Genomic DNA, 23,543 nt, shown 5'->3' with positions numbered 1-23,543 from the left:
GCGGGAGAAGGTCAAGCTCGTCACCGTGGACCGGCGCGAGGTCGATCTGTGCAATCAGGCCGCGGTGTTCGACTGGTTCGCGAAGACGCGGCCGCAGGTCGTCTTTCTCGCCGCGGCCAAGGTCGGCGGCATCGTCGCCAACAACACGCTGCGCGCCGAGTTCATTTATGACAACATCGCGATCGCGGCTAACGTGATCCAAGCCGCGCATCAGAACGGCGCCGAGAAGCTGATGTTTCTGGGCTCGTCCTGCATCTATCCGAAGCTGGCACCACAGCCGCTGCGCGAGGACTCCGTGCTGACCGGCCCGCTGGAGCCGACCAACGAGCCCTATGCAATCGCAAAAATCGCCGGGATCAAGATGGCGGAGGCCTATCGCAGCCAGTATGGCAGCGACTTCATCAGCGTGATGCCGACCAATCTCTACGGCCCCGGCGACAATTATCACCCCGAGATGAGCCACGTCGTCGCTGCCCTGATTCGCCGCTTCCACGAAGCAAAGCTCGCGGGCGCGAAGAGTGTCGTGGTCTGGGGCACCGGCACGCCGCGGCGCGAGTTCCTTTATGTCGACGACATGGCGGATGCCTGCGTGCACCTGATGAAGACCTATTCGAGTGCCGAGCTGGTCAACGTCGGCACCGGCGAGGACATCACCATCGCCGAGTTCGCCAGCGTGGTCGCCGAGATCGTCGGTTACAGCGGCGAGATCGGTTTCGACAGCGCGCGGCCCGACGGCACGCCGCGCAAGCTGCTCGACGTCAGCCGCCTCGCCAGGCTCGGCTGGCGCGCGACGACGTCGCTCACGGAGGGGGTAAACTGTGCTTACGAGGCCTACTTGTCACATAGATAGATTGCGTCCGTCTCCGCCATGTCATTGTTCCATCTGTTCGCTGGCGAGCCGCTATTCAATTGCCCATGCTGGAGCTGTTGCAGAGGTCGCGGCCCATACAGTCGACTGACGTCGAGCTCCGGGCGGCTTCGATCCCAAGCAGATAACTCTGATCGCGCGGAGCTCCGGACCATCGCGCACGCGTTATTCAAAGCGGACGGAAGGTCTGCGACTCGCAACGCTCGACAGTAGCTGAATATCGGAAGTTATTCAGCTCGTTGTCTTTGAAGAAAGCACTGTAAGCCCAGCGTTTTGTCTGCTCCGTGGCTCCGCTTCGCAGGCAGACGATCCACGGGATGGACGAGTTCGCGGGCGCTGGGATTGGTGCCGATATTTCGAGCGGCGGTTGAAGCTTTGCCTGGGCTGCTGCGGCTTTGAGATAGTTGATCACAGTTGGGGCCGATAGATCTGGGGGGGCTGTTTGGGTAAGCTGCGGAGGGTCGGCAATGGATGAACAGGATGCCAAAGAGGCAGCGACTACGATCGCGAACAGGGTACCAGACCAGTGACGGCAGCCGTGGCTGGTGGGGTCCCGTCGAATCGGGGACATAAGATCTCCCACCGATCCTGGTTGGACATACAGCAGAGCCCATTTTGAACGATACTGCATGATCAAGTGTGGCTCTCTCGCAACATCAGAATTGTTCCGTCGATCGTCGAACCGCCTGTGACTTCACAGGGTGCCGAATTCGGCCTTTGATGATGGCCGACCCGGGGAAGAGATTGGACATTTGTCTAAATCAGGCTCAAGAGGCCGTTGCTTCAGTGCAAGCGGTCCCTTGTTTGCGGGAGGGGCGTCGATGCCAACGCAGATACGGACTGTCGCCACATCAATTGCCTGGACCGTGCTCGTGGGTGTCATCATGCTCTATTTGATTTTCGGTCCGAGCTAGGCTGCGCACTCCATGTTTCGACGATAGCATGCAAAGCGTCACTGAGATCGAGAGATGCAAGGTGACGAAGAAAAGCGGCGCGAAAGCTGTACAAGGCTGTTCCAGGACCAGTTGTGCATAGCTGCCCCGAAGTGCCGGAGAACCACATGGTATTTCGTTAGTCTATTGTGCGGCTTTTGCGAGTGTCTTCGTTCCTGAAAATAACACTCCGTCCCGAAGATCGTCGAAAGTTGTTGAGTTCTTTCAGCAGAAGGAGCCGTCGAAGTTGTGCGCCATTCAGTAATGACTCGAATATGGAAATAACCTCGGTCGCCTGGAGATAGACCTCCATGCTGATGGTGTGCTGGTCAAACCCGTAAGAGGCGAGCCGGGATTCAATGTCGATCGCCGCAATCGGATCGTGCTTCCAATCGTGGGCGTTTTGTAAGGTGTAGAATTCCGCCATATAATGCAGATGAGGAGCGATCGGGACCATGTCGATGCGGCGAAGCGCCATCTCGATTGCTTGCTGACGATAGGTGTTTAGGAGCCTATGCCGCAGCACCCGACAGCGTTGCATGTCCCAGGATAGCTCGGCTACGTCGATCGCAAGCAGCCACTCGATCGCCGATTGGGGGGCTATGTCGCGGAAGATGACGGTCTGGAGCGCGCGATAGTGGTCGATGCTTTCTCCGGGCAAAAGCTGTGGTGCAGGACACAAAGCCTGAGATTCGACCGGAATAGCGGATGTGGTTGGAGGCGTGACGTTGCTTAAGGGACCATTCATTGGCCTGAGACCTCCAGCCGGCCCTGCGATGTAGTATCGAAAGTGGCCACGGTAGGATTGGCGTGGTCATGAACGGGACTCGCCGACCATAACTCGCTCGCGATAGGCAAGGGCGATATCTGCACATCGACCCACCATGCCTTTTCGTTGCCGTGTCGATGGAGGGCCTGGTGGTGAGAGCGGCATAATGGAACGGTGAATTCGTCGCTGACCTTGCGCCCAAGAGTTCGCGGCTGGGCGAACTTGAGGTGGTGGGCATCGGATGGAGCCTGCTTGCAGACCAAGCAGGGCTGTGCCCGGATAAAAGCAAGGTGGGCCTTGCTTCGCTTGCGCGGAGGCTCCTTGGGGAAGGCGAGGCCCCCCTCGCTCTGATCCGCCGGGGCAGGGCTGTCTGGGGCTGCGATAACGGCTCGATCTCGGGACGGCCCCTGCACCGCTCCCACTTCTAGGCTGCTTCCAGCCCCAGATATACGCAGGTCGTTTTCAGCCTCAGGGCGAGCCATTTCCTCGAGCCTCATCTGATAGGCTGCCTCCAGGGCCCGGGCATCGGCCTCCACCAATGTGTTCTTCAGGGGAAGACTGGCTTTGGCCCAAGCCAGGAGGTCATCGCTATCCCTTAGGGTCGCCAGCTCGGCTAACAGCCGCTCCCGTAGGTCAGCGGATTGCTGAGGCTCTAGGACCGCCGGTCGGTTCAACACCGTCTTCGCCGGCCTCCCCTTGGGCCCCGGAGCCACTTGCTGCGCGGCGGCAGCGGGAGGTCCCGCGATTGCATCGGGGGCATCCAGATCGTCCTCACCGGCAATCCCGACAAGAGCGAACAGGGCGTAGCGGCGGGCATAGGTCAGGGACGCGCCCATGCGGTGAGGGGCCTCGACGTCCTTTGCGGCGCAGACCGGCAGGTCGGAGGAGATCCACTCCCCGGACGCATGGGCCAGCAGTGTGGTAAGGTGTATCTGACCTGAGACCTGCTCGATACGCGTGGTCTGGAGGGTTGCGATCTCCTGCTGGCTCAATGTCTTGCGTACAATGTCTAAGCCGGATGCCAAAGAGGCATAGCGGAAACTCCTGTCATCCTCCCGCGGGAAGGGGGACCGGATTGTCGCCGTCAGGTTTTTTTCGGGGTTGGTCAGAACAGCCTGGGCCTTGGCCAACGCCGCAGCGAGGGCGCCTATGCGCTCACTGGACCGATGCATGAGCGACCTCCACCCGCAGAGCTTCGAAGCTGATCGCGCCAGATTTGGAACGCTTCGCCTTCAAACCGTGTCCGGTGGCTTCCTTCGCATCTTCCGGGACCAGCTTCTTCAATTCGGCTTTGGCGAGTTCATGGTCTTCGTGAGCTTCTCGGGTGCGGAGATAGGTCGCGGCTAGTCCAGCCCAGGAGTTGGATGTTCCCATATCGACGATCTTGATGGCCTCGAGCCGGGGGCGCGGCGTTTCAATTCCGAACAGGACCGGTGGATCGCCGCTTTGCACGCATCGCCAAAACTGCTTTTCGGCCGTTAGAAGAAGGTGTTGATATAGCGGGTCGGCGAGTACCGTGATTTCAACCCATTTTCCACCGCCGGTGATGATGGACAGCACAGCCGAACGTGCCGACACGACCCACATGTTGTGCTGCAGTTGAGCCATATGTTTCTCCCCTGCAGCTTCCTCCGAAAAATTCCACGGCAGCATGAATTTGGCTTCGAACACTGCCCCGGTCTTCTGCACACGCCCGTCCAGTGTTGCTCCCATCCATTTGTGTACTGGATGCCTGACCCTTCTCTGAACGTCTTCAACGCGATTACCGCTGGTTCGCTCGTACCAGGTACGGTTAAGGTCCTCGGTGACGGTTCCCAGTTGAACGATCAGCTCACCACCTAAATCCACAGCCTCGACTTCACCGCGCTTCTCTCGCCAGAGCCGAATGAGTTTGTCTCCATCCTCTCCCATAATGATCCGCGCATCGGATCCTCCTATGAATGAGCGTCGGTCGGTGGCAGATAATTGAGTCGTCTGCTTAAGAATCACGGCATGTTCTCCCTTGAAGGCATCAACAGAAAATGTTGATAAGGAGTCACGATAGGTGTCAACATAAAATGTTGAAATTGATGTCGCCTTCTCAATGCCGAGGTGCTCGGGCTTTGCTAGATATGACACAACCACAGCTGGCAACGTTGGCAGGGATCGGATTGTCGACGGTGGTCGACTTTGAAAAGCAAAGACGCGTCGTCTCTGATGACGCTATTAGGAAACTGCAAGAGGCGCTTGAAAGCTCGGGTGTGGTTCTCATTTTCGAGAACGGCGGAGGAGTTGGAGTTCGCTTGCGCAAGCCCGCTGGAAAGCCGGGCAAGTAGCTATTCTCACCGGACCTCTTCGGGCGGTTCTTCAGTGTGAGCGGTTAACAACGAGCTTGATTCAAGGTTATCTGCAATGAAACCCGCCGTGTTTTTTGACCGGGATGGCGTCCTTAACGAGGACATAGGCTATCTCTATGAGAGAGCTAAATTTAAGTGGATGCCAGGCGCCCGAGAAGCCGTGAAGGCCGTCAATGACGCCGGATATTTTTCTTTCGTAATCACGAACCAGTCAGGAGTCGCTAGGGGATTATACAAGGAAGCCGATATCAGAGCTCTTCATAGCTGGATGTCAGAGGAGCTGGCAAAAATCGGCGCTCACATAGACGCATTCGAGTATTGTCCACATCATCCTGAGGCAAGCGTTGAGCTTTATCGCACTTCGTGCACCTGCCGAAAGCCAAAGCCTGGCATGATCACGAAGATCATGAATCGCTTTCCGGTTGATTCTGATCGAAGCTTTGTCATAGGGGATAAGTTCACCGACATCGAAGCGGCGAACGGAGCGGGGATACGCGGCTACCTTTTCGGGGGCGAGGATCTTCAGCAGTTCGTCCGTAGCCATTTGCCCACCAGATAAACTAGTCAATCAGGAGAGGCGAACCAATCGCCGGACGCGGCGAACATCCTCTGACCCACCATCGTGCAGTTGTCTCGTACTGCCCTTATGTCGAGAGGGCCGCCACTTTGGTCATGACTGCTCGTAAGACGTCCTCGATTGTGGGGCAACGGTAAGCCGCAAATCGGGAGCGAGGCGTCGCCGTTAGATTAATCCGCTCCTTGGCCATTTCACCCAGCGGCAATAGAAAATAGTCCGTCACCTGTCTGTTTCTTTCCGGATCCAGCCTCAGCGCCAAGATGAGCTTGGCGGGTTCGATAATTCGTCGATGTACCAGCCAGGCGGGCGAGTGCCGCGGCGCAATGTAATAGCCAGCCATCCGAAGAGAAATGGCGAGCTTGCTGTCGATAATCATCACTTTGGTCACCGAGGAGAATGCCGTAGTTCCGCCTGAAGTCGCCATTTAACGGGGCTATCTTAGATAGCTCACTAGACGCTTGGACTTCCTCAACCATCCGGCTGCTCCTTCAATTTCGCAGGATCAGCACCCTATAAACTCCTGTTTTGCCCGACGGCGCAAACGATTATTTCGGCAAATCGAAAATAGCGGCATGGTGTCGCCTGGTCAGCGCGGATTGCAAGCCGAATATGCCCTTGCCTCGAAAGCGCTGAGCGGCTTCTTTGCCGAGCAGCTTCCAAGCTCACAAGCGATCGTCAGATATGCCTGGTTGAAAGTTGCCATTTTCGGGCTGAGAAAAAGATGAAACGACTTCTGGCTGTTGTGCTGCTGCTAGTACTGCCGACTACGTGCCTGAACGCCGGATCAACGATCGTAGGCGCCGGCTCGCAATCTTGTACCGCCTGGATGAATAGGAAGAAGAACCCGGTCGTAAAGGCGGCGTTCGAATCCTGGGTTGTGGGCTTTGTCAGCGGGCTAAACGTGGGTGCCGAGAGGGAAATTGTCGGCGGGGGCGATTTCACTGCGATCGTCGCTTGGATGGACCAGCGCTGCAAATCCAATTCTTCAGATCAAATCGGAGTCGCAGCTCTGGATCTAGCGATGGAACTGGCAGGCAACGCGGCGAAGCGGTGATCTGTTGACCTCGCCGGTTGCCGTGTGGCCGCTAACAGTCCTTAGACGCGCGCGCCCTGACGGGCGACTAGCAATTGCGCCGCTAAGTGTGGAGTCCGCGCAGTTCATGATAGGATCGACTAGTTGACCTGAGTGATTGGAAGCTTGCCGTCGGCGGCCCAAAGCGGTGGCCTGAAAGGCGGCTCGAGCTTTACGCGACGTCAGACCTTGCTGCATCTTCACCGCTGACTGAGGCGCGCTGCGACCCTTTGAGGAGCGGCACCGTCATGGCCGTGGCAAGACCTGTGAAGGTCAGGTATGCGGGGGACATGTTCCACCCGGGCCCTTCGAAGACCAGATAGGAGAACAATCCCGCGGTCGACACGATGAAGCCGAGCCAGGCAAGCCTCGGAAAGCGAAATCCACTTTCGCCGCGCCAGAGATCAAGCACGAGGTAGTACACGAGAAGGGTGTTGCCGAGTGCCGCCGGCAGCACGCCCAGGACGATTCCGCTTTCGAACGCGAGATAGGATAACACGCCCTCGACCTGCGCAATCACCGCGAAGGGCAAATAGCGCGGATTGAGGCAGGCCAGGGCGATTGACGCAAGCTCGAACGCGTAGAAGTACCGCTCGTGCATTTTCGGGAGCAGGTATGGCATGAGCATTAGAGATACACATGCGGCCAGCAGAATAAACTCCGGTCCCACCCGTTGAGAGCGCGCGATGAAGATCGACAAGGCGAGCCCGCTCGCTGCCGCGAGCACCATGCCTACGGCGACTCCGATTGCGTACGGCATTCCCCCGGCCAACACCCAGATGTTCGCTGCATTCATGGTGAGGCGATTGAATGTGTCAGCTTGGTTTAAATAGACCCCGAACACTGAAGCCAAGGATCTACCGGCGACGAGAACCGGAATGGCGAGAACCACATAGATCCCGGGAACAGCGGCGAGCCATGCCACGTGGATCCGGCGGCGCAGAATCATGCCTAACACGAAGGGCCCCACGAATACGCCCTGGGCCTTGACCGAAAAAGCTACCGCGAATGGCAGAACGCCATTTCGGTCTCGCATGAATAGCGCCACGGAAACGAGCGTGAAGAAGGTCCAGATCGAATCGGCCTGCCCCCAAAATGCGCCATTGAACATCACCGTAGGTGCAAGCCAAACAGCGCAGAAGGCCAAGGAGGCGCGCAATGGCAGCTTTGTAGCTCCCCAGACCATCTGGGCGACAACGATGGCGCAACCGAACTCAAATACTGCCGAGATCGCTTTCACGAGGGTAAGTGGCTGGCCAAACCAATCAAAACGCGCGGCGATCAGCAGGAGGTAGCTGTAGAACGGCGTATAGTTGGTGAAAGCTTGGGCCAGCGCGCCGATACCGTGATCGCGAGCAAAGGCATACCAGGGGATGAGGAACTGAACGGCGTCGGAGGTGGCGTGCTCCCGGGCGAGGTAGCGCAGCGCGAGGCCTCCACACCCGCACACCATCACTAGGGCGATCGCAAGCGGCGAGTTCGTGGACAACCTCACCCTATGGCCGGGGCCGGGCGACCTGCCGGCCCTAACCGTCTTGGTCGTCATAAGATCACTTCTGCTGTTGATTGCTTAAAGATCGAAACAGTGTTGGGGCTTAATGTTGTGAATCAACTAAACGAGCAGCTCCATTCAATATCAGTCGCCCGCTCGGAATGGTGGGCGCGTGCTCTCTGATTCCTTGACAGTTAGCGACTGGACGCCGACTCGACCTGAGTACGTCTTTCGAGCTGCTATAATAATTGATTCAAGCTCGAGCCTTGATCGCAACCTCGTCAAAGATGTGGACATCTCACTGTTGGAGCTGGACGATTCTGCTGAATGGAACCAAAATCTGCTTCGGATGGTCGGCTCAGGAAGCCGCGGCGGGATCTCGTTGCCTGTCTCGGTTTGCAAGAAATTTTTCTGACCACATCGGGAAGGGAGGAGCGTTCCGCGTTTAAGAACACGGAGAATTGGCTCATGTCCCCAGACCTACCGCTCAGCACACGCGCTGCCGGTGCACGAAAAGCTTTTACTTCGAAAGCGTCGAACGCGATGAAGCACGGCGCCTTCTCATCAATTGACCTGCTGCCTTGGGAAAGTGCGGAAGATTTTGCCGCGCTTCGTCGTGGGCTATTCGAGAAATACAACCCGGACGGTCCGCTCCAGGAGGATTGCATGTCAAGCATCGCCTCGCTGATGTGGCGCAAGCGTCGAGTTCAGAAAAAGCGTGAGCTCGATGTTGCTGCTGAGCTTGATCGCGCAGAGAACAGCATTCTTTGGAAGCACCCGCTGCCTCTCTGCGATGATCAGATGGAATTGATTAAACAAGACTTTCAAATGAGCAATGGGGAGGTAGAGAAGCCTTCCATCCGCGTCTCGGAGGAGTACGATCAGCTCTTTAGTTTTAGCTGCAGCCTCTATCGTGAGGGCGCCCCCTCGACGCTTCGGATCAAGATTCGGTTCTTGCCAGCCGAATTTGTAGAACATTTGAACAAGACGTGCCCGGAGGAGAACTACGACACTAGTTCTCAGTGGGTCGCCGCGGTTAAGAAGGAGGTCGATACAGTTTTGCTTCCCTTGGTGCGGAAGCGCTATCCCGCTCCAGTTTCCGACCGCATTTACGAAGTAGCCTCCAAAGTGATGAACGAGGAACGTCTCTTCTCAGACCTTGCTGCCGAAGAGCGCATTGAGCGGAATGTCGATCAGCTCCTAGGACGATTCTTTAAATTGCAAATGGCCGACGAGCTGGCGGCACATAAGAAGAATACGTCCGCTCGGACGATTGAAGACCACTCAGCTCCGGAAAGCCGGGGCACTCTGACTAACATCGGTCGCTGATCTGTAGTTGTTGTCGGTATCTTTACAGCTAAAGATGGCGTGTTGGCGTAGATGAGTGTGTTCACGCCCAACTTCGCCAAATTCGAGTACTTCGGCAAATTGAGCGGCGCAAGTCATTGAAGTTGCATGCATCGTCTTGGGTCGTCAGCGCGAAAGAGAGTCGATTTCTAGTCTCTTCCCGACGGTTCACCGCTCGTCCGCGATCACCTTGCCGTCGTTCGGCAGCGCGCCGGGCCTCACCAATTCAACCTCGCCTCCGAGCTTCGTCACTGCGCGCAAGGTGCCTGCAATCTCCTCGCGCAACGCATCGCTCGCGGCCGCCGTCTCCGCTTTCAACGTCATTGCATCGGCCTCGTCCTGGCGCGTGACGACGAGGCGTAGTCTTCCGAGCGCGGGATGGCGGTTGCCGATTTCGGCGACCTGCTCGGGGCGGACGAACATGCCCTTGACCTTGGTGGTCTGGTCGGCGCGGCCCATCCAACCCTTGATGCGCATGTTGGTGCGCCCGCAGGGGCTGGTCCCCGGCAGTGCCGCGGTGAGGTCGCCGAGAGCGAGCCGGATCCAGGGATGGTGCGGGTCGAGCGAGGTCACGACGATCTCGCCGACGTCGCCGGGTGCCACGGGATCGCCGGTGCCGGGCTTGACGATCTCCATGATCAGATCCTCGTTCACGACCATGCCGTCGCGCGCGCTCGTCTCGAAGGCGATGAGGCCGAGATCGGCGGTGCCGAAGGCCTGGTAGGCGTCGATGCCGCGCGCCTTGATCTCCGCCTGGAGCGAGGGCGGGAAGGCCGCGCCCGAGACCAGCGCGCTCTTGATCGAGGAGACGTCGCGTCCTGAGCTTGCGGCAGCATCGAGCAAGATCTTCAGGAAGTCCGGCGTGCCGCTGTAGCCGACGGGACGGTAGGCCTCGATCAGCTCGAATTGCTGCTCGGTATTCCCTGGACCGGCCGGGATCACGGCGCAACCGAGCGCGCGGGCCGACGCATCGAAGATGAAGCCGCCGGGAGTGAGATGATAGCTGAAGGTGTTGAGCACGATGTCATCGGGCCGGAACCCGGCCGCGAACAGTGCCCGTGCGCCGCGCCACGGATCGGCCTGCCGCCCCTCCGGCTCGAAAATCGGCCCGGGGGAGGTGAAGAGGCGGGCGAACGAGCCGGGCGCCGCCGCGACGAACCCTCCGAAGGGCGTGGAGGCCTTGTGCAGGGCCGGCAGTTCCGACTTGCGCAGCACTGGGAGGCCGGCCAGTGCCGCCCTGGAGGTCACGGTAGCCGGATCCAGGCCTTTCAGCCGATCAGCATAGGCGGGCGCGGTCATCGCAGAGCGCAGCACGCCGGGCAGGCGGGCGAACAGATCGGCCTCGCGCGCGGCTTGCTCGCGCGTCTCGAGGGCGTCGTAATGGGCGGTCATGGCTGATCTTTCCGTGTTGGCATCCGTTGCGTGCCGCCGCCGGCATGGGTATCAGACGGCCATGGACGAGGTTTGAAGAGGACGCGATGGCGGACGAGGGAATCAGTGCGGCGGACGAGGCGTCGGACGTCGTGCCGCGCCTGAAGCGCCGCATGATCGACGAGGCGCTGCCGTTGTGGTGGACGGTCGGCTGGGACCATGGCGCGGGTGGTTTCATCGATCGGCTGCATCGTGACGGCACGGCGGACAGCGCCGCGCCGCGCCGGGTGTTCGTGCAGGCCCGCCAGATCTGGTGCTACGCCAAGGCTGCGCAGATGGGCTGGTACCCTGAGGGGCGCGCCGTCGCACTGAAGGGCCTCGAGCATCTGCTCGCCAAGGCAAAGGCGCCCGACGGCCGGCCCGGCTACGTGCACCGGCTGACGCCGGAGGGCGCGGTGCTGGACGGCCGGCGCGACGCCTACGACCACGCCTTCATCCTGTTTGCGCTCGCGGCCGTCTATGCGCTCGACCAGGACGCACAAATTCGCACCGAGATCGACGCGCTGCTCGCCTTCCTCGACGGCCATCTGCGCTCGCCGCACGGCGGCGTCCACGAAGGCCTTCCGGTCTCGCTGCCGCGCCGGCAGAACCCGCACATGCATCTGTTCGAGGCGATGATCGCGTGCTTCGACGCGACCCACGATTTGTCGTTCCAGAACCGTGCCGGCGAGTTCTTCGCGCTGTTCCTCGCCAATCTCTACGACAAGCGGACGCGCGCGCTCGGCGAATATTTCGAAGAGGACTGGTCGAAGATCGCGCCGGTCAGCGTCGAGCCCGGCCACCAGGCGGAATGGGTCTGGTTGCTGAAGGGGTTCGAACGCATCACGGGCTGCCCGACCGGACAGCGGCGCGCCGAGCTGCTGGAAACCGCGCTGCGCTATCGCGACGAGGCCACCGGCTGCCTTATCGACGAGGGTGACGACGCCGGCAACATTCGCCGCACTACGCGCCGGCTGTGGCCACAGACCGAGATTGCGAAGGCGTGGATCGCGCAGGCCGAATCCGGCGAGGCGGGCGCGGCGGACGAGGCGCGCATGGCGCTGGCGCGGCTCGAACGGCATTATCTCAGCCATCCCGTGCGGGGCGGCTGGTACGACCAGTTCGAGCGCGACGGCAAATCGCTGATCGACACCATTCCTGCGTCGTCGTTCTATCATGTTCTCTGCGCAGTCACGGAAGCGGAACAGGTATTGGAAGGTTAAAGCCAGCGCTTGCGCCGCTTGAAGCTTTTGAGGTTCTTGAAGCTCTTGCGCTGGTCGCCGGCGCCGCCGAGGTAGAATTCCTTGACGTCCTCGTTGTCGCGCAATTCGTCCGCGGTGCCGTCGAGCACGACCTTGCCCTGCTCCATGATGTAGCCGTGGCTTGCCACCGACAGCGCGGCGCGGGCGTTCTGCTCGACCAGGAGAATGGTGACGCCGAGGTCACGGTTGATCTTGTGGATGATCGAGAACACCTCTTTCACCAGCAGAGGCGACAGGCCCATCGAGGGTTCGTCCATCAGGATCATCTTCGGGCGCGCCATCAGTGCGCGGCCGATCGCGAGCATCTGCTGTTCGCCGCCGGAGAGATAACCGGCAAGCCCGGTGCGCTCCTTCAGACGCGGGAAATAGTTGAAGACCATATCGAGATCGGCGCCGACCTCGCGGTCCCTGCGGGTGAAGGCGCCGAGCTTGAGATTTTCCAGCGAGGTCATGTCGGCGACGATGCGCCGGCCCTCCATCACCTGGAAGATGCCGCGGCGGACGATCTTGTCGGGGTCGATGCCGTTGATGCGCTCGCCCTCGAACAGGATCTCGCCGCGCGTGACTTCGCCGTCCTCGGTCTTGAGCAGCCCGGAGATAGCCTTCAGCGTCGTCGACTTGCCGGCGCCGTTGGCGCCGAGCAGCGCCACGATCGCGCCCTTGGGCACGTCGAGGCTGAGACCGCGCAGCACCAGGATGACGTCGTCATAGACGACCTCGATGTTGCGCACGGCAAGGAGAGGCGGTGCGGGTACGATGCCGGGGGAGGGACGAGCTGCTGTTTCGTGAATTTCGGTCATGCCTCATACTCCGCTGTCGTCGCCCGGCTTGACCGGGCGACCCAGTATTCCAGAGACGCCTGAGACTCACGGAGAGGCCCCGGCGTACTGGATCCCCCGCTCCAGTGCGCGCTGCGCACAAGGCGGGGGATGACATTTGTGTGTGAGGTGAGCGCTAAGCTCACCAGCCCAGCAATTCCGGCTTGCGCGGGAGCTCGACGGTCTTGACCTTCTCGAGCTTGATCGCGCCCTTGGCCATGAGGTCGTTGAGGTCGCCGTCGGTCGCTCCCGCAATCTTGGTGCGGTAGAGGTCGACCTTCAGCGTGCCGCGGTGGTCCTTGTCGGTCCAGGTCGAGGGATTACAGACGCCCTCCATTCCGGCCGGCACCCAGTCCTTCTTCTGGTAGAAGCCCTTGGCGACGTTCTCGCCGGTGGCGCCGCCGTTCTTGGCGGCCCAATCGATCGCCTCCTTCATGTAGAGCGCCGAGCACACCGCCGCGATGTAGTGCACCGGCCGATAGACCTTGCCGGTCGGGTCGGACATCTTCGAGATCTCCATCACCGTTTTCATGCCGGGCGCATCGCCGCCCCAGCTGACCGCGGTGCGCAGCGGGAAGATCACGCCGTCGGCGGCATCGCCTGCGGTCTTGGCGGCGTTCTCGTCCATGCCCCAGACATTGCCCATGAACTGGATGTCGACGCCGGCGGTCTTGCAGGCCTTCATCACCGAGATGTTGGACGCGGCGGTGTTGCCGAGATAGGCGTAGTTGGCGCCTGAGGATTTCAGGCTCAGGCACTGCGCGCTGTAGTCACCCGGCGCGAGCGCGAACACCAGCGGCGGCAGCACCTCGAAGCCGAGCTCCTGCGCCATGGCTTCGCCGGCGGCCTTCGGCGCGTTCGGATAAGGGTGGTTGGCCCCCATGTGGACGAATTTCGGCTTGCCGGACTTGCCCTTGGCCTTCCAGTCTTCGGCTGCCCACATCAGCATCGCGCGCAGCGAGTCCGAATAGCTCGGACCATAGAAGAAATTATAGGGCGCGGGCTTGGCCTTGCCGCTGACACCTTCGGGATCGGTGAGGGCGGCGGCGTAGGAGCCGGAGAGGTCGGGGATTTTATCTTGTGCGAGGAAGCCGGTCAGCGCCTCGGTGTCTGCCGTACCCCAGCCCATGATCGCCGCGACCTTGGAGTCCGGCGCCGACCACTTCTTGTAGAGTGCGATCGCGCGCGGCACCTGGTAGCCATAGTCGTTGGTGTCGACGTTGAGCTGCTTGCCGCCGACGCCGCCGTTCTTGTTGACCCAGGCGAAGGTGTCGGCGACGGCTTGGCCGTAGGGCGTGCCGACGTCGGACGTGCCGCCGGAATAATCGGCGAGATGCCCGATTGCGATCTGCGCCTGCGCGCCTGACGAGAATGCGGCGATCGCCAGCGCAAGTGACGCGGTGCTCAAAAGGGATTTAGTTTTCATTGGTTGCCTCCTCCTGTTTATTTGTTGGTTTGCGAGTTGCCCGCGCTCAATGCGAGAACGGGTAGAGTTTCCAGTACGCCTTGATCTGCCGCCAGCGATGGGCGAGCCCATCCGGCTCGAACATTAGGAACGCGATGATGATCACACCGATCGCGATCTCGCGCAGGAAGGTGATGTTGTTGTTCAGCGACAGCGCCTTGTCGATCGCGCCGCCCTTCAGCGCCACGCTGAGGAACTCCATCGTCTCGGGCAGCAGCACCACGAACGCGGTACCCATCAGCGTGCCCATGATCGAACCGGTGCCGCCGATGATGATCATGGCCAGGAACAGGATCGAGCGTTCGATGCCGAAGCCCTCTTGCGACACCACGAGCTGGTAGTGTGCGTAGAGCGCGCCAGCGATGCCGGCGAAGAAGGCGGCGAGCCCAAATGACAACGTGCGATACTTGGTGAGATTGATGCCCATGATCTCCGCGGAGAGATAATGGTCGCGAATCGCCACCAGCGCGCGGCCGTCGCGGGTGCGCATCAGATTGGTGACGAGGACGTAGCTTGCAACCACGTAGGCGAGTACGACATAGAAATATTGCCTGTCGCCGCGCAGCGTGTAGCCGAAGATCGAAAACGGATTGGCGCTGGCCGGCACCGAGCCGCCGGTGAACCATTCGGCGCGGGAGAAGAAGTCGAGCAGGATGTATTGTGCTGCGAGCGTCGCGATCACGAGATAAAGCCCCTTCAGCCGCGCCGCCGGGATGCCGAAGATCAGCCCGACCAGCGCAGTGACGACGCCCGCGAGGGGGATCGCGAAGAACACCGGGATCGATGTGCTGTTGGAGATGTAGGCCGAGGTGAAGGCGCCGAGCAGGAAGAAAGCGGCATGGCCGATCGAAATTTGGCCGGTGAAGCCGACCAGGATGTTGAGGCCAAGCGCAGCAATCGAGAAGATGCCGATCTGGATCAGGATGCTGAGCCAATAGCCGCCAAGGAATTGCGGCACGAGACACAGCGCCAGCACGCCGGCGATCGCAAAATTGCGGCTGGTGGCGGTCGGGAAGATCGTGGTGTCGGCCGCGTAAGAGGTGCGGAAATCACCAGCAGGGATGAGGGCGGGGCCGGCCATGGATCAGATCCGTTCGATGTCGTGGGTGCCGAACAGGCCGTAGGGCTTGATCATCAGCACGATGATGAGGACGTAGAACGGCGCGATCTCGTAGAGATTGCCCCAGTGAAGGTATTCGCTGTCGACATATTGCGCGATGTTCTCGAGTAATCCGATGATGATGCCGCCGAGCACGGCACCGCCGACGGAATCGAGCCCGCCGAGGATCGCAGCCGGAAACACTTTGATCCCATAGGCGGCAAGGCCCGAGGATACGCCGTTCACGACCGCGACCACAACGCCTGCAACCGCCGACACCGTTGCGGAGATCGCCCAGGCCATCGCGAACACGCTTTTCACGGAAATGCCGAGCGATTGCGCGACCTGTTGGTTGAACGCAGTGGCGCGCATCGCAAGGCCGTACTTTGACGCGCGGAAGAACCAGGCCATGCCAATCATCATCGCGATCGAGACGACGAGGCTCATGACATAGACGGTCTGGATCTGGAGCCCGAGCAGGCTGACGGACTGGCTCTCGAACACGCGCGGGAACGGCTGCGGATTGACGCCGAACATCCATTTCAGCGTGGCCTGCAGCACGGTGGAGAGGCCGATCGTCACCATGATGACCGAGATGATGGGTTCGCCGATCATCGGTCGCAGGATCAGGACCTGCACCGCGATGCCGAACACGAACATGAACACCAGCGTCATCGGCATGCCGATCCAGAACGGCACCTGGTATTTCGCGAGCAAAGTCCAGCACACCCAGGCGCCGACAAGCAAGAGCTCGCCCTGCGCGAAATTGACGACCTGGCTAGCCTTGTAGATCAGCACAAACGACATCGCGACCACGCCATAGAGCGTGCCGACCACGAGGCCGTTGACCAGGAGCTGAATGAGGAAGGCGGTATTCATGAAGTGGTGCTCGCTGACAAATCCGGCGCGCTCTTCCCCTCTCCCCTTGTGGGAGAGAGTGGCTTCGCGAAGCGAAGACGGGTGAGGGGTTGTCTCAGCAATGAACGCGCGGAGAGAGGACCCCTCGCCGAAGTGAGGGTGGAGCGGGCTGCGGAGATGCCCTCTCCCACAAGGGGAGAGGGCGCAGCAATACGCATTGCACCTGTGATTGCCACGAAGTTCACTCCGCCGCCTCCGCCAAATGCCCCGGTCCGCCGAGATCCACCACTCGCAGCGTGGTCCGCACCCTTTGCGTGGTGCCGTCCTGGAAGCGGATCACGGTGTCCACGGGGATGTCGGCCTGGCCGCGGTAGATCGCGTCGATGATGCCTTCGTATTTCTCGTTGATGACGCTGCGGCGCACTTTCCGCGTGCGGGTGAGCTCGCCATCGTCGGCGTCGAGCTCCTTGTAGAGCAGCAGGAAGCGGGAGATGCGCTGTGCCGGTGGCAGAGTCGCGTTGACGGTCTCGACTTCCTTCTTGAGCAGCGCATAAACCTCGGGCCGTGAGGCCAGGTCGCTGTAGGTCGTAAACGAGAGCCGGTTCTTCTCCGCCCATTTCGAGATAATGGAGTAGCGGATGCAGATCATGGCGGCGAGCGCGTCGCGGCCTGCACCAAGCACCACGGCTTCCGCGATATAAGCCGAGAACTTCAACTTGTTCTCGATGAATTGCGGCGAGAAGCGGTCGCCGCGCGAGGTCTCGGCGAGATCCTTGATGCGGTCGATGACCACGAGCTGGCGATTCGCGTTGAAATAGCCGGCGTCGCCGGACAGCATCCAGCCATCCCTGAGGTCAGCGACGCTCGCCTCCGGGTTCTTGTAGTAGCCGAGGAACATGTTGGGATGCCGCACCACGATTTCGCCGACGCCGTGAACGTCGGCATTGTCGATGCGGATTTCGACGCTGTCGGCCATCGGCACGCCTGTCGTGTCGGGATCGACCTTGCCCGCGGGATGCAGCGTGTAGGCCCCCAGCAGCTCGGTCTGGCCGTAGAGCGTACGCAGCGGCACGCCCATGGCCTGGAAGAACTTGAAGGTCTCGGGCCCGAGTGCCGCGCCGCCGGTTGCGGCTGAACGCAGGCGGGTGAAGCCGAGGCGGTCGCGCAATGCACGGAACAGGATCGCGTCGGCAAAGCCGGAACGCTCGCCCCGTTCGAGCGCGGCAAGCCCGCTCTTCATGCCGATGTCGAACAGGCGCTGCTTGAACGGCGTTGCGTCCATCACCCTGGCGCGGACGTCGGCGGCGATTGATTCCCAAACGCGCGGTGCAAACAGGATGAACGTCGGTGCGATCTCACGCAGATCGTTCATCATGGTCTCGGGCTCTTCGACGAAGTTGATCTTCATCCGGCACAAGAGGCCTTTGCCCAGTACATAGACCTGCTCCATGATCCAGGGCAGCGGCAGCACCGACACGTATTCGTCGTCCGGCCCTTTCGGATCGAAAGCGAGGTATGTCGCGCAGTGGCCGAGCACGCGGCCGGCCGCGAGCATCGCGAGCTTTGGATGCGAGGTGGTGCCTGATGTCGTGCAGAGGATCGCGACGTCCTCGCCCTTGGTCGCGTCCACCAGCCGGTCGTAAAGTTCCGGCTCGCGCGTAGCCCGCGCCCGGCCGAGTTCGGCAAACGTCTCCGCCGACATCAAGCGCGGATCGTCGTATTTCCGCATGCCGCGCGGATCGGAATAGATGATGTGCTTCAGCTTTGGGACGCGGTCGGCCAGCGTAAGCAGCTTGTCGACCTGCTCCTCGTCCTCGGCGAAAACGAGCTGCGCCTCGCCATAATTGAGGAGATAAGAGGCTTCTTCGTCGAGCACGTCACGATATAGCCCGAGGCTCAAGCCTCCGATCGCGTGGGTTGCTATTTCCGCCGCGACCCAGTCCGGCCGGTTGTCGCCGATGATGCCGACGACATCTTCGCGCCCAAGGCCCAGTTCGATCAGGCCGAGCGCGAAGTCGCGCACCCGCGTCTGGTAGGCGTTCCAGGTGAACGGGCGCCACAGCCCGAGATCCTTCTCGCGCAACGCGATCTCGTTGCCGTACTCCTTCGCATTGAGCCGGAGCATCTTCGGATAGGTGTCGGCCTGCGCGACGCGGCCTGCGTAATCCATCATGCCGCGCTCTCCTGCGCCGGCGGAGCATCGTCAGGATCGACCAGCACCTCGTCCTCTTCGCCGAGATAGGCGCGCCTGACGTGGGGATCGGCGAGCACGGCGGCCGGATCGCCCTCGGCGATCTTGCGGCCGAAATCCAGCACCATGACGCGGTGGGAGATGTCCATTACCACGCCCATGTCGTGCTCGATCATCACCACGGTCATGCCGAACTCCTCGTTGAGATCGACGATGTAGCGGGCCATGTCCTCCTTCTCCTCGAAGTTCATGCCGGCCATCGGCTCGTCGAGGAGAATGAGGCGTGGCTCCAGTGCCATGGCGCGCGCGAGTTCCACGCGCTTGCGCAGACCATAGGAGAGGGTGCCGGCCGGCGCCTTTCGCACCGATTGGAGATCGAGGAAATCGATGATCTCCTCGACCTTGCGGCGGTGCTCGAGCTCTTCCTTGCGCGCGCCGGTGAGCCAGTACAGCGAGCCCGTGAGAAAATTGTTCTTCAGGAGGTGATGGCGGCCGACCATGATATTGTCGAGCACGCTCATGTGGTGGAACAGCGCCAGGTTCTGAAAGGTGCGGCCGATGCCGAGCGAAGCGCGCGCGTTGGGCGTCAGGCCGGTGATGTCGCGGCCCTGGTAGAACAGCTGGCCTTCGGTCGGCTTGTAGCGGCCGGAAATACAGTTCACGATCGAGGTCTTGCCGGCGCCGTTGGGGCCGATGATCGAGAACAACTCGCCTTCCCTGATGGCGAAGCCGACATCGGTCAGCGCACGAACGCCGCCGAATCGCAAGGACACGCCGCGCACTTCAAGACTGGTAGCCACCAAACAGATCCCTCCCGGTGATGGCGCATTCAGTGGCGCTCTTCGTCCGTTCTGTCGGGCGATCCTAGTACGGCCGTGCCGGTGAGGCCATGCAGCAGATGGTCTCGACCGGAGCCGCGCCGCTCTCGTTCCCGTTTGGGATCAAAAGCCGCATCGCCCGAGGTGGTCCTCAATAGGGGAAAGCGCTATTTTGAAATGTCTCCCGCCTGACAATTCTGCGACAAAGTTTTTTGGGCGCTCGCAGCCTCCATCTTTCGTCTGATGGTAGCCGAGACGATCATGCTGCATTGCAGCAGAACAGGAGTGACGAACGGTGCGGCGGGCTTCGGGTTCATGATTTCAGAGGATCAATTGAAGCGCGTCGCTGCCTGGTCGCGCGAGCTCACGCAAGCGGAGATCGAGGTCGCTCGTGCCGGGATCACGGAGCGGTCCTACGGCACCGGCGAAACCGTCTTCATGCGCGGCGACACGTTCGACTATTGGGCCGGCATGGTCTTTGGGCTTGCCCGGATGGGCGGGGTCTCGCGCGACGGCAAGGAGACGAGTCTTGCCGGGCTGACGGCGGGGGCCTGGTTCGGCGAGGGCAGCGTGCTCAAGAACGAGCCGCGCCGCTATGACGTCGTCGCGCTGCGCAACAGCCGCGTCGCGCTGATGGAACGCAGCGCCTTCATGTGGCTGTTCGAGAACAGCGTCGGCTTCAACCGCTTCCTGGTTCGCCAGCTCAACGAGCGGCTCGGCCAGTTCATCGGCATGCTCGAGGTCAACCGCACGCTGGATGCCACCGCGCGGCTCGCTCGCAGCATCGCCTCGCTGTTCAATCCGATCCTCTATCCGGAATCCACCGCGCATCTGGAGATCACCCAGGAAGAGATCGGCGCGCTTTCCGGCATGTCCCGCCAGAATGCCAACCGCGCGCTGAACCGGCTGGAGAAAGAGGGCTTGCTCCGGCTGGAGTATGGCGGCGTCACGATCCTCGATATCGAGCGGTTGCGCGGTTACGGGGATTAGCGCCCATTGGCGGGGGCGTGCACCGGCCAGAGGTCAGCGCGCCAGCGCACCGCGATCGCCATCATTGCGATGAACCCCGAGACGGCATAGAGCGACCCCGTCGCGGAATAGCCGATGATGTCGATCAGGCTGCCGGCCGCGAGGAGCCCAATCGGCAGGCCGTAGATCACCATCATGCGCACGCCCATGACGCGGCCGCGAAGATGTGCGCTGGCCGTCCGCATCAGGATCACGGCAGCCGATATCATCGACATGCTCTGGGCGATGCCGGCGAGCACGAGGCAGGCCATCGCCACCGGCATGGTCCTGATCTCGACGAACACCAGCAGCATGGCGTACCAGGCCAGCGTCGCGCCGATCAGGAGCCGGGCAATGCGCACTCCGCTGACAAGGCTGAGCGTGATGGAGCCGATCAGCGAGCCGACGGCGAAGCTCGCGGAGAGATAACCGAGGCCGGTCTGGTCGGTGTGAAAGATATCCCGCGCGATGTAGGGCAGCAACCCGCCGGTGAAAGGAAATGCGGTCAGGTTGGCCAGGAAGGCGACGCATAGCGCCGCGCGCATCCCCGCGCCATTCCAGGCGTAGACGATCCCTTCCTTCAGATCGCCCAGCAATCTCGAAACGGCGCGGCCGTCTGCCGGAAGATCAGTTGTGGCAATGGTCCGTTCCGGCCGGGTCAGGCAGAGCATGAGCAGCGCGGCCACGAAATAGAGGCAGACGATCACCACGTAAACGAGGCCAATACCGAGGACGGCAAATAGCCCCGCGCCTGTCAACGCGCCGGCGATGCGCGCGCTGTCCTGGGTCGTGCGCGCAACGCTGATGGCGCCCACCAATTGCTCGCTCGGCATGATCTCGGCAAGCAGCGCGCCGCGAACGCCGAGATCCGAGGGGCGAATCAGGCCCATGATTGCGACGATGATCATGACGCCTGGCGGGGTCAGATGACCGGTCAGTGCCAGAGTCATGATGGTCGACGCGAGCACCATATAGGCAAGACGCATCGCGACCAGGAGATCGCGATGACCCATGCGGTCACCGATCATGCCGAACACCGGCGCCACCAATGTCCCGACGAACTGGAGCGATGCGAGCACGGTGAGCAGCAGCACCGAGCCGGTCTCGACCATGATGTACCAGCCGAGCACCAGCGTCTCGATCTCGAATGCCCAGGAGGTGAGCAGGTCGGACGGCCACTGGAAACGATAATTGCGGATACGAAATGGCGCGAGCGCGGAGGGGCGTGCAGGTGTGCTCAAGGCGCGATGGCGCGTATCACGGCGATTCCCTTGCCTTGTTATTTCTTCTTCTGTGCGAGACCGTAGCGCCGGTGACGCTTGTGTCAATCGGGGGCAGCTGCAGGCCGCTCCCGCGCTCTGCTCCTAGCTCGCAGCGGTTCTCGATTTCCGCTCCAGGAGCGCAGTGGCCATCGCCGAGATCAGCGGTCGCATGAAGTAGGCTTCATCGGCAGGCGAGACGTCGGTCCGCAGGCCGTGCGCCGCGAGCTCGCCCGAGACAGCAGGTCCCACTGACGCGATCAGCGTCCGCTCCAGGCCTGCGCGCAGCTTCGCCTCGCTGCCATGTGCCTTCGCGGCCTCAATCAGGCGGCGCACCTGGCCAAGATTGGTCAGCGCGATCGAATCGATTCGCCCGGCGGCCATCTCGTCGATCGCGGTGACGATGTTGGCATCCGCCGCCTTGGAATCGTAAGCATAAGGCAGCACGGCATCGACCTCGGCACCTTGCGCGGCAAGCGCATCGGTCAGCGCATTGTGATCCTTGTCGGGATAGAGCTGAAGGCCGAGGCGGTGCCCCTTCAGATCGAGCTTGCCGAGCATCTCGATCACGCCCTCGGTGGTCGGCTTCTCTGTGGTCTGCTGCGCCTCGAGTCCGATTTCGCGCAGTGCCTTGCCGGGCTTGGGGCCGCGGGTGAACTTTCGTGATCTGGCAAGCGCCGCCACGAGAGCCTGGTCGAGCCCTCGCGCGATGGCGCGCTTCATGATCCGCCGCAGCCCTTCGCCGGTCATCAACACGAGGTCGTCGAAGGGCTTGTCGATGGCGCGGCGGATCCAGGCCTCGACCGGGGCGGGGTCTGGTGCATCCTGGATGGTGAACATCGGGCATTGCACGACCTCGGCGCCTTGCTCGGCCAGCAACTTCGAAAACTGCGCCTCCTCGCGCGTTTCCAGGATCAGGATTCGGGTGCCGTTCAAGCGGTCGGCCATGAGCCTACTCCGGTCAGTCAAAGCAATCGTACGTTCATCCTGACTCCACCGTCGGGATTGGCGCAAGGTGGGGTCGGTGATAGAGCAGGGCGCAAATCGCGGGGCGTTCCGCAGCCGCTGCCCAAACCTTCATCAAGGCCCATGCCCGATCATCAATATGTCCTGACCCTGTCCTGTCCGGATCGTCCCGGCATCGTCTCGGCGGTGTCGACCTTCCTGGCGAATTCCGGACAGAACATCCTCGACGCCCAACAGTTCGACGACACCGAGACCAATAAGTTCTTCATGCGGGTGGTGTTCACCGCCGCCGATCTCGCCGTGGAGCTGTCGGCGCTCCAGACCGGCTTTACCGCGATCGCCGAGCGTTTCGGCATGGAATGGCAGATGCGCGATCGGGCCGCGCATCGCAAGGTGATGCTGCTGGTGTCGAAGTCCGATCACTGCCTGGTCGACATCCTCTATCGCTGGCGCACCGGCGAGCTGCCGATGACTTTGGTCGCAATCGTCTCCAACCACCCGCGCGAGGTCTATGACGGGCTCGATTTCGGCGGGGTTCCGTTCCACTATCTGCCTGTTACGAAGGAGACCAAGCGCGAGCAGGAGGCGCAGATCCTCGATCTCGTCGCCAAGACCGGAACCGATCTCGTCGTGCTCGCCCGCTATATGCAGATATTGTCCGACGATCTCTCGGCTAATCTGTCGGGACGCTGCATCAACATCCACCACTCGTTCCTGCCGGGGTTCAAGGGCGCAAAACCCTATCACCAGGCCCATGAGCGTGGCGTCAAGCTGATCGGCGCCACCGCGCACTACGTCACGCGCGACCTCGACGAGGGCCCGATCATCGACCAGGACGTCGAGCGCATCAGCCATCGCGACACGCCTGAGGATCTCGTCCGCAAGGGCCGCGACATCGAGCGCCGCGTGCTGGCGCGCGCGATCCGCTACCATCTCAACGACCGCGTCATCCTCAACGGCCGCAAGACCGTGGTGTTCGTGGACTGAACTCACCTC

At 61.3% G+C, this 23,543-nt stretch carries 23 protein-coding genes; 9 read left to right on the top strand and 14 right to left on the bottom strand.

What is annotated here, in order from left to right; all coding sequences use genetic code 11:
- On the top strand, positions 1-850 hold an 850-nt coding region (locus tag IVB48_RS14830), incomplete at its 5' end, for a GDP-L-fucose synthase (RefSeq protein ID WP_247400524.1).
- Between the two features lie 1,089 nt (positions 851-1,939).
- Here IVB48_RS14830 and IVB48_RS14825 read toward each other — a convergent pair.
- From IVB48_RS14825 to IVB48_RS14815, 3 genes are read right to left on the bottom strand one after another with little or no spacing between them, the layout of a single operon-like run.
- Entirely contained in the window at positions 1,940-2,548 is a 609-nt protein-coding gene (locus IVB48_RS14825) for a hypothetical protein (RefSeq protein WP_247400522.1), read from the bottom strand.
- The gene (locus IVB48_RS14820) at positions 2,545-3,741 is read right to left on the bottom strand and encodes an ERF family protein (RefSeq protein WP_247400519.1); all 1,197 of its coding nucleotides are present in this window, start codon (positions 3,739-3,741) and stop codon (positions 2,545-2,547) included. Before IVB48_RS14820 ends, IVB48_RS14825 begins: the two co-directional genes overlap by 4 nt.
- Positions 3,725-4,555: a YqaJ viral recombinase family protein gene (locus tag IVB48_RS14815; protein ID WP_247400550.1), complete on the bottom strand. Its 831-nt coding sequence runs from the start codon at positions 4,553-4,555 to the stop codon at positions 3,725-3,727. The genes IVB48_RS14820 and IVB48_RS14815 overlap by 17 nt, the downstream gene beginning before the upstream one ends.
- 35 nt (positions 4,556-4,590) lie before the next feature.
- Here IVB48_RS14815 and IVB48_RS14810 point away from each other — a divergent pair, with 35 nt between their 5' ends.
- Positions 4,591-4,884: a helix-turn-helix transcriptional regulator gene (locus tag IVB48_RS14810; protein ID WP_346658988.1), complete on the top strand. Its 294-nt coding sequence runs from the start codon at positions 4,591-4,593 to the stop codon at positions 4,882-4,884.
- Between the two features lie 76 nt (positions 4,885-4,960).
- Complete coding sequence (locus IVB48_RS14805) at positions 4,961-5,464, top strand: HAD family hydrolase (protein WP_247400515.1); 504 nt, start codon at positions 4,961-4,963, stop codon at positions 5,462-5,464.
- A gap of 85 nt (positions 5,465-5,549) precedes the next feature.
- Here the strand turns inward: IVB48_RS14805 and IVB48_RS14800 are convergent, their stop codons facing one another.
- Positions 5,550-5,870 carry a hypothetical protein gene (locus tag IVB48_RS14800; protein WP_247400513.1) on the bottom strand — a complete coding sequence of 107 codons (321 nt, stop codon included), beginning with the start codon at positions 5,868-5,870 and terminating at the stop codon, positions 5,550-5,552.
- 70 nt (positions 5,871-5,940) lie between these two features.
- Between IVB48_RS14800 and IVB48_RS14795 the strand changes: the two genes are divergently transcribed.
- Both IVB48_RS14795 and IVB48_RS14790 read left to right on the top strand, forming a co-directional pair.
- On the top strand, positions 5,941-6,207 hold the full coding sequence (locus IVB48_RS14795) for a hypothetical protein (protein WP_247400511.1): 267 nt from the start codon (positions 5,941-5,943) through the stop codon (positions 6,205-6,207).
- Positions 6,204-6,536, top strand: coding sequence for a hypothetical protein (locus IVB48_RS14790; protein WP_247400508.1), 333 nt, complete (start codon positions 6,204-6,206; stop codon positions 6,534-6,536). Before IVB48_RS14795 ends, IVB48_RS14790 begins: the two co-directional genes overlap by 4 nt.
- A gap of 190 nt (positions 6,537-6,726) precedes the next feature.
- Here the strand turns inward: IVB48_RS14790 and IVB48_RS14785 are convergent, their stop codons facing one another.
- Positions 6,727-8,100, bottom strand: a complete 1,374-nt coding sequence (locus tag IVB48_RS14785; protein ID WP_247400507.1) for a hypothetical protein — start codon at positions 8,098-8,100, stop codon at positions 6,727-6,729.
- Positions 8,101-8,514: 414 nt separating this feature from the next.
- On the opposite strand from IVB48_RS14785, the gene IVB48_RS14780 reads away from it, so the two are divergent.
- On the top strand, positions 8,515-9,375 hold the full coding sequence (locus IVB48_RS14780) for a hypothetical protein (protein ID WP_247400506.1): 861 nt from the start codon (positions 8,515-8,517) through the stop codon (positions 9,373-9,375).
- Positions 9,376-9,561: 186 nt separating this feature from the next.
- Here IVB48_RS14780 and IVB48_RS14775 read toward each other — a convergent pair whose 3' ends face one another.
- Entirely contained in the window at positions 9,562-10,785 is a 1,224-nt protein-coding gene (locus IVB48_RS14775; protein WP_247400505.1) for an AMP-binding protein, read from the bottom strand.
- A gap of 86 nt (positions 10,786-10,871) precedes the next feature.
- Between IVB48_RS14775 and IVB48_RS14770 the strand changes: the two genes are divergently transcribed.
- Positions 10,872-12,026 carry an AGE family epimerase/isomerase gene (locus IVB48_RS14770; RefSeq protein ID WP_247400504.1) on the top strand — a complete coding sequence of 385 codons (1,155 nt, stop codon included), beginning with the start codon at positions 10,872-10,874 and terminating at the stop codon, positions 12,024-12,026.
- On the opposite strand, the gene IVB48_RS14765 is transcribed toward IVB48_RS14770, so the two are convergent.
- From IVB48_RS14765 to IVB48_RS14740, 6 genes are all read right to left on the bottom strand, one after another.
- Entirely contained in the window at positions 12,023-12,865 is an 843-nt protein-coding gene (locus IVB48_RS14765) for an ABC transporter ATP-binding protein (RefSeq protein ID WP_247290200.1), read from the bottom strand. The genes IVB48_RS14770 and IVB48_RS14765 overlap by 4 nt on opposite strands.
- A gap of 160 nt (positions 12,866-13,025) precedes the next feature.
- Positions 13,026-14,309, bottom strand: a complete 1,284-nt coding sequence (locus tag IVB48_RS14760; protein WP_247290198.1) for an ABC transporter substrate-binding protein — start codon at positions 14,307-14,309, stop codon at positions 13,026-13,028.
- A 46-nt stretch (positions 14,310-14,355) separates the two neighbouring features.
- Positions 14,356-15,429 carry a branched-chain amino acid ABC transporter permease gene (locus IVB48_RS14755; protein ID WP_027519026.1) on the bottom strand — a complete coding sequence of 358 codons (1,074 nt, stop codon included), beginning with the start codon at positions 15,427-15,429 and terminating at the stop codon, positions 14,356-14,358.
- A gap of 3 nt (positions 15,430-15,432) precedes the next feature.
- Positions 15,433-16,326, bottom strand: a complete 894-nt coding sequence (locus tag IVB48_RS14750; RefSeq protein ID WP_027519025.1) for a branched-chain amino acid ABC transporter permease — start codon at positions 16,324-16,326, stop codon at positions 15,433-15,435.
- Positions 16,327-16,546: 220 nt separating this feature from the next.
- Positions 16,547-18,478, bottom strand: coding sequence for a long-chain fatty acid--CoA ligase (locus IVB48_RS14745; RefSeq protein ID WP_247290196.1), 1,932 nt, complete (start codon positions 18,476-18,478; stop codon positions 16,547-16,549).
- The gene (locus IVB48_RS14740) at positions 18,475-19,296 is read right to left on the bottom strand and encodes an ABC transporter ATP-binding protein (RefSeq protein ID WP_007601963.1); all 822 of its coding nucleotides are present in this window, start codon (positions 19,294-19,296) and stop codon (positions 18,475-18,477) included. Before IVB48_RS14740 ends, IVB48_RS14745 begins: the two co-directional genes overlap by 4 nt.
- A 333-nt stretch (positions 19,297-19,629) precedes the next feature.
- Here IVB48_RS14740 and IVB48_RS14735 point away from each other — a divergent pair, with 333 nt between their 5' ends.
- Entirely contained in the window at positions 19,630-20,304 is a 675-nt protein-coding gene (locus tag IVB48_RS14735) for a Crp/Fnr family transcriptional regulator (protein WP_106946375.1), read from the top strand.
- Here IVB48_RS14735 and IVB48_RS14730 read toward each other — a convergent pair.
- Together IVB48_RS14730 and IVB48_RS14725 are read right to left on the bottom strand one after the other, a co-directional pair.
- Complete coding sequence (locus IVB48_RS14730) at positions 20,301-21,563, bottom strand: MFS transporter (RefSeq protein ID WP_247400503.1); 1,263 nt, start codon at positions 21,561-21,563, stop codon at positions 20,301-20,303. The genes IVB48_RS14735 and IVB48_RS14730 overlap by 4 nt on opposite strands.
- 123 nt (positions 21,564-21,686) lie before the next feature.
- Positions 21,687-22,529, bottom strand: a complete 843-nt coding sequence (locus IVB48_RS14725; RefSeq protein WP_247290192.1) for a uroporphyrinogen-III synthase — start codon at positions 22,527-22,529, stop codon at positions 21,687-21,689.
- 141 nt (positions 22,530-22,670) lie between these two features.
- On the opposite strand from IVB48_RS14725, the gene purU reads away from it, so the two are divergent.
- Positions 22,671-23,534 carry a formyltetrahydrofolate deformylase gene (gene purU, locus IVB48_RS14720; protein WP_247362688.1) on the top strand — a complete coding sequence of 288 codons (864 nt, stop codon included), beginning with the start codon at positions 22,671-22,673 and terminating at the stop codon, positions 23,532-23,534.
- Positions 23,535-23,543 lie beyond the last annotated feature (9 nt).

The organism is Bradyrhizobium sp. 76 (assembly GCF_023073025.1).
Lineage (GTDB): Bacteria > Pseudomonadota > Alphaproteobacteria > Rhizobiales > Xanthobacteraceae > Bradyrhizobium.
This window is presented reverse-complemented; position numbering and strand designations above follow the sequence as displayed.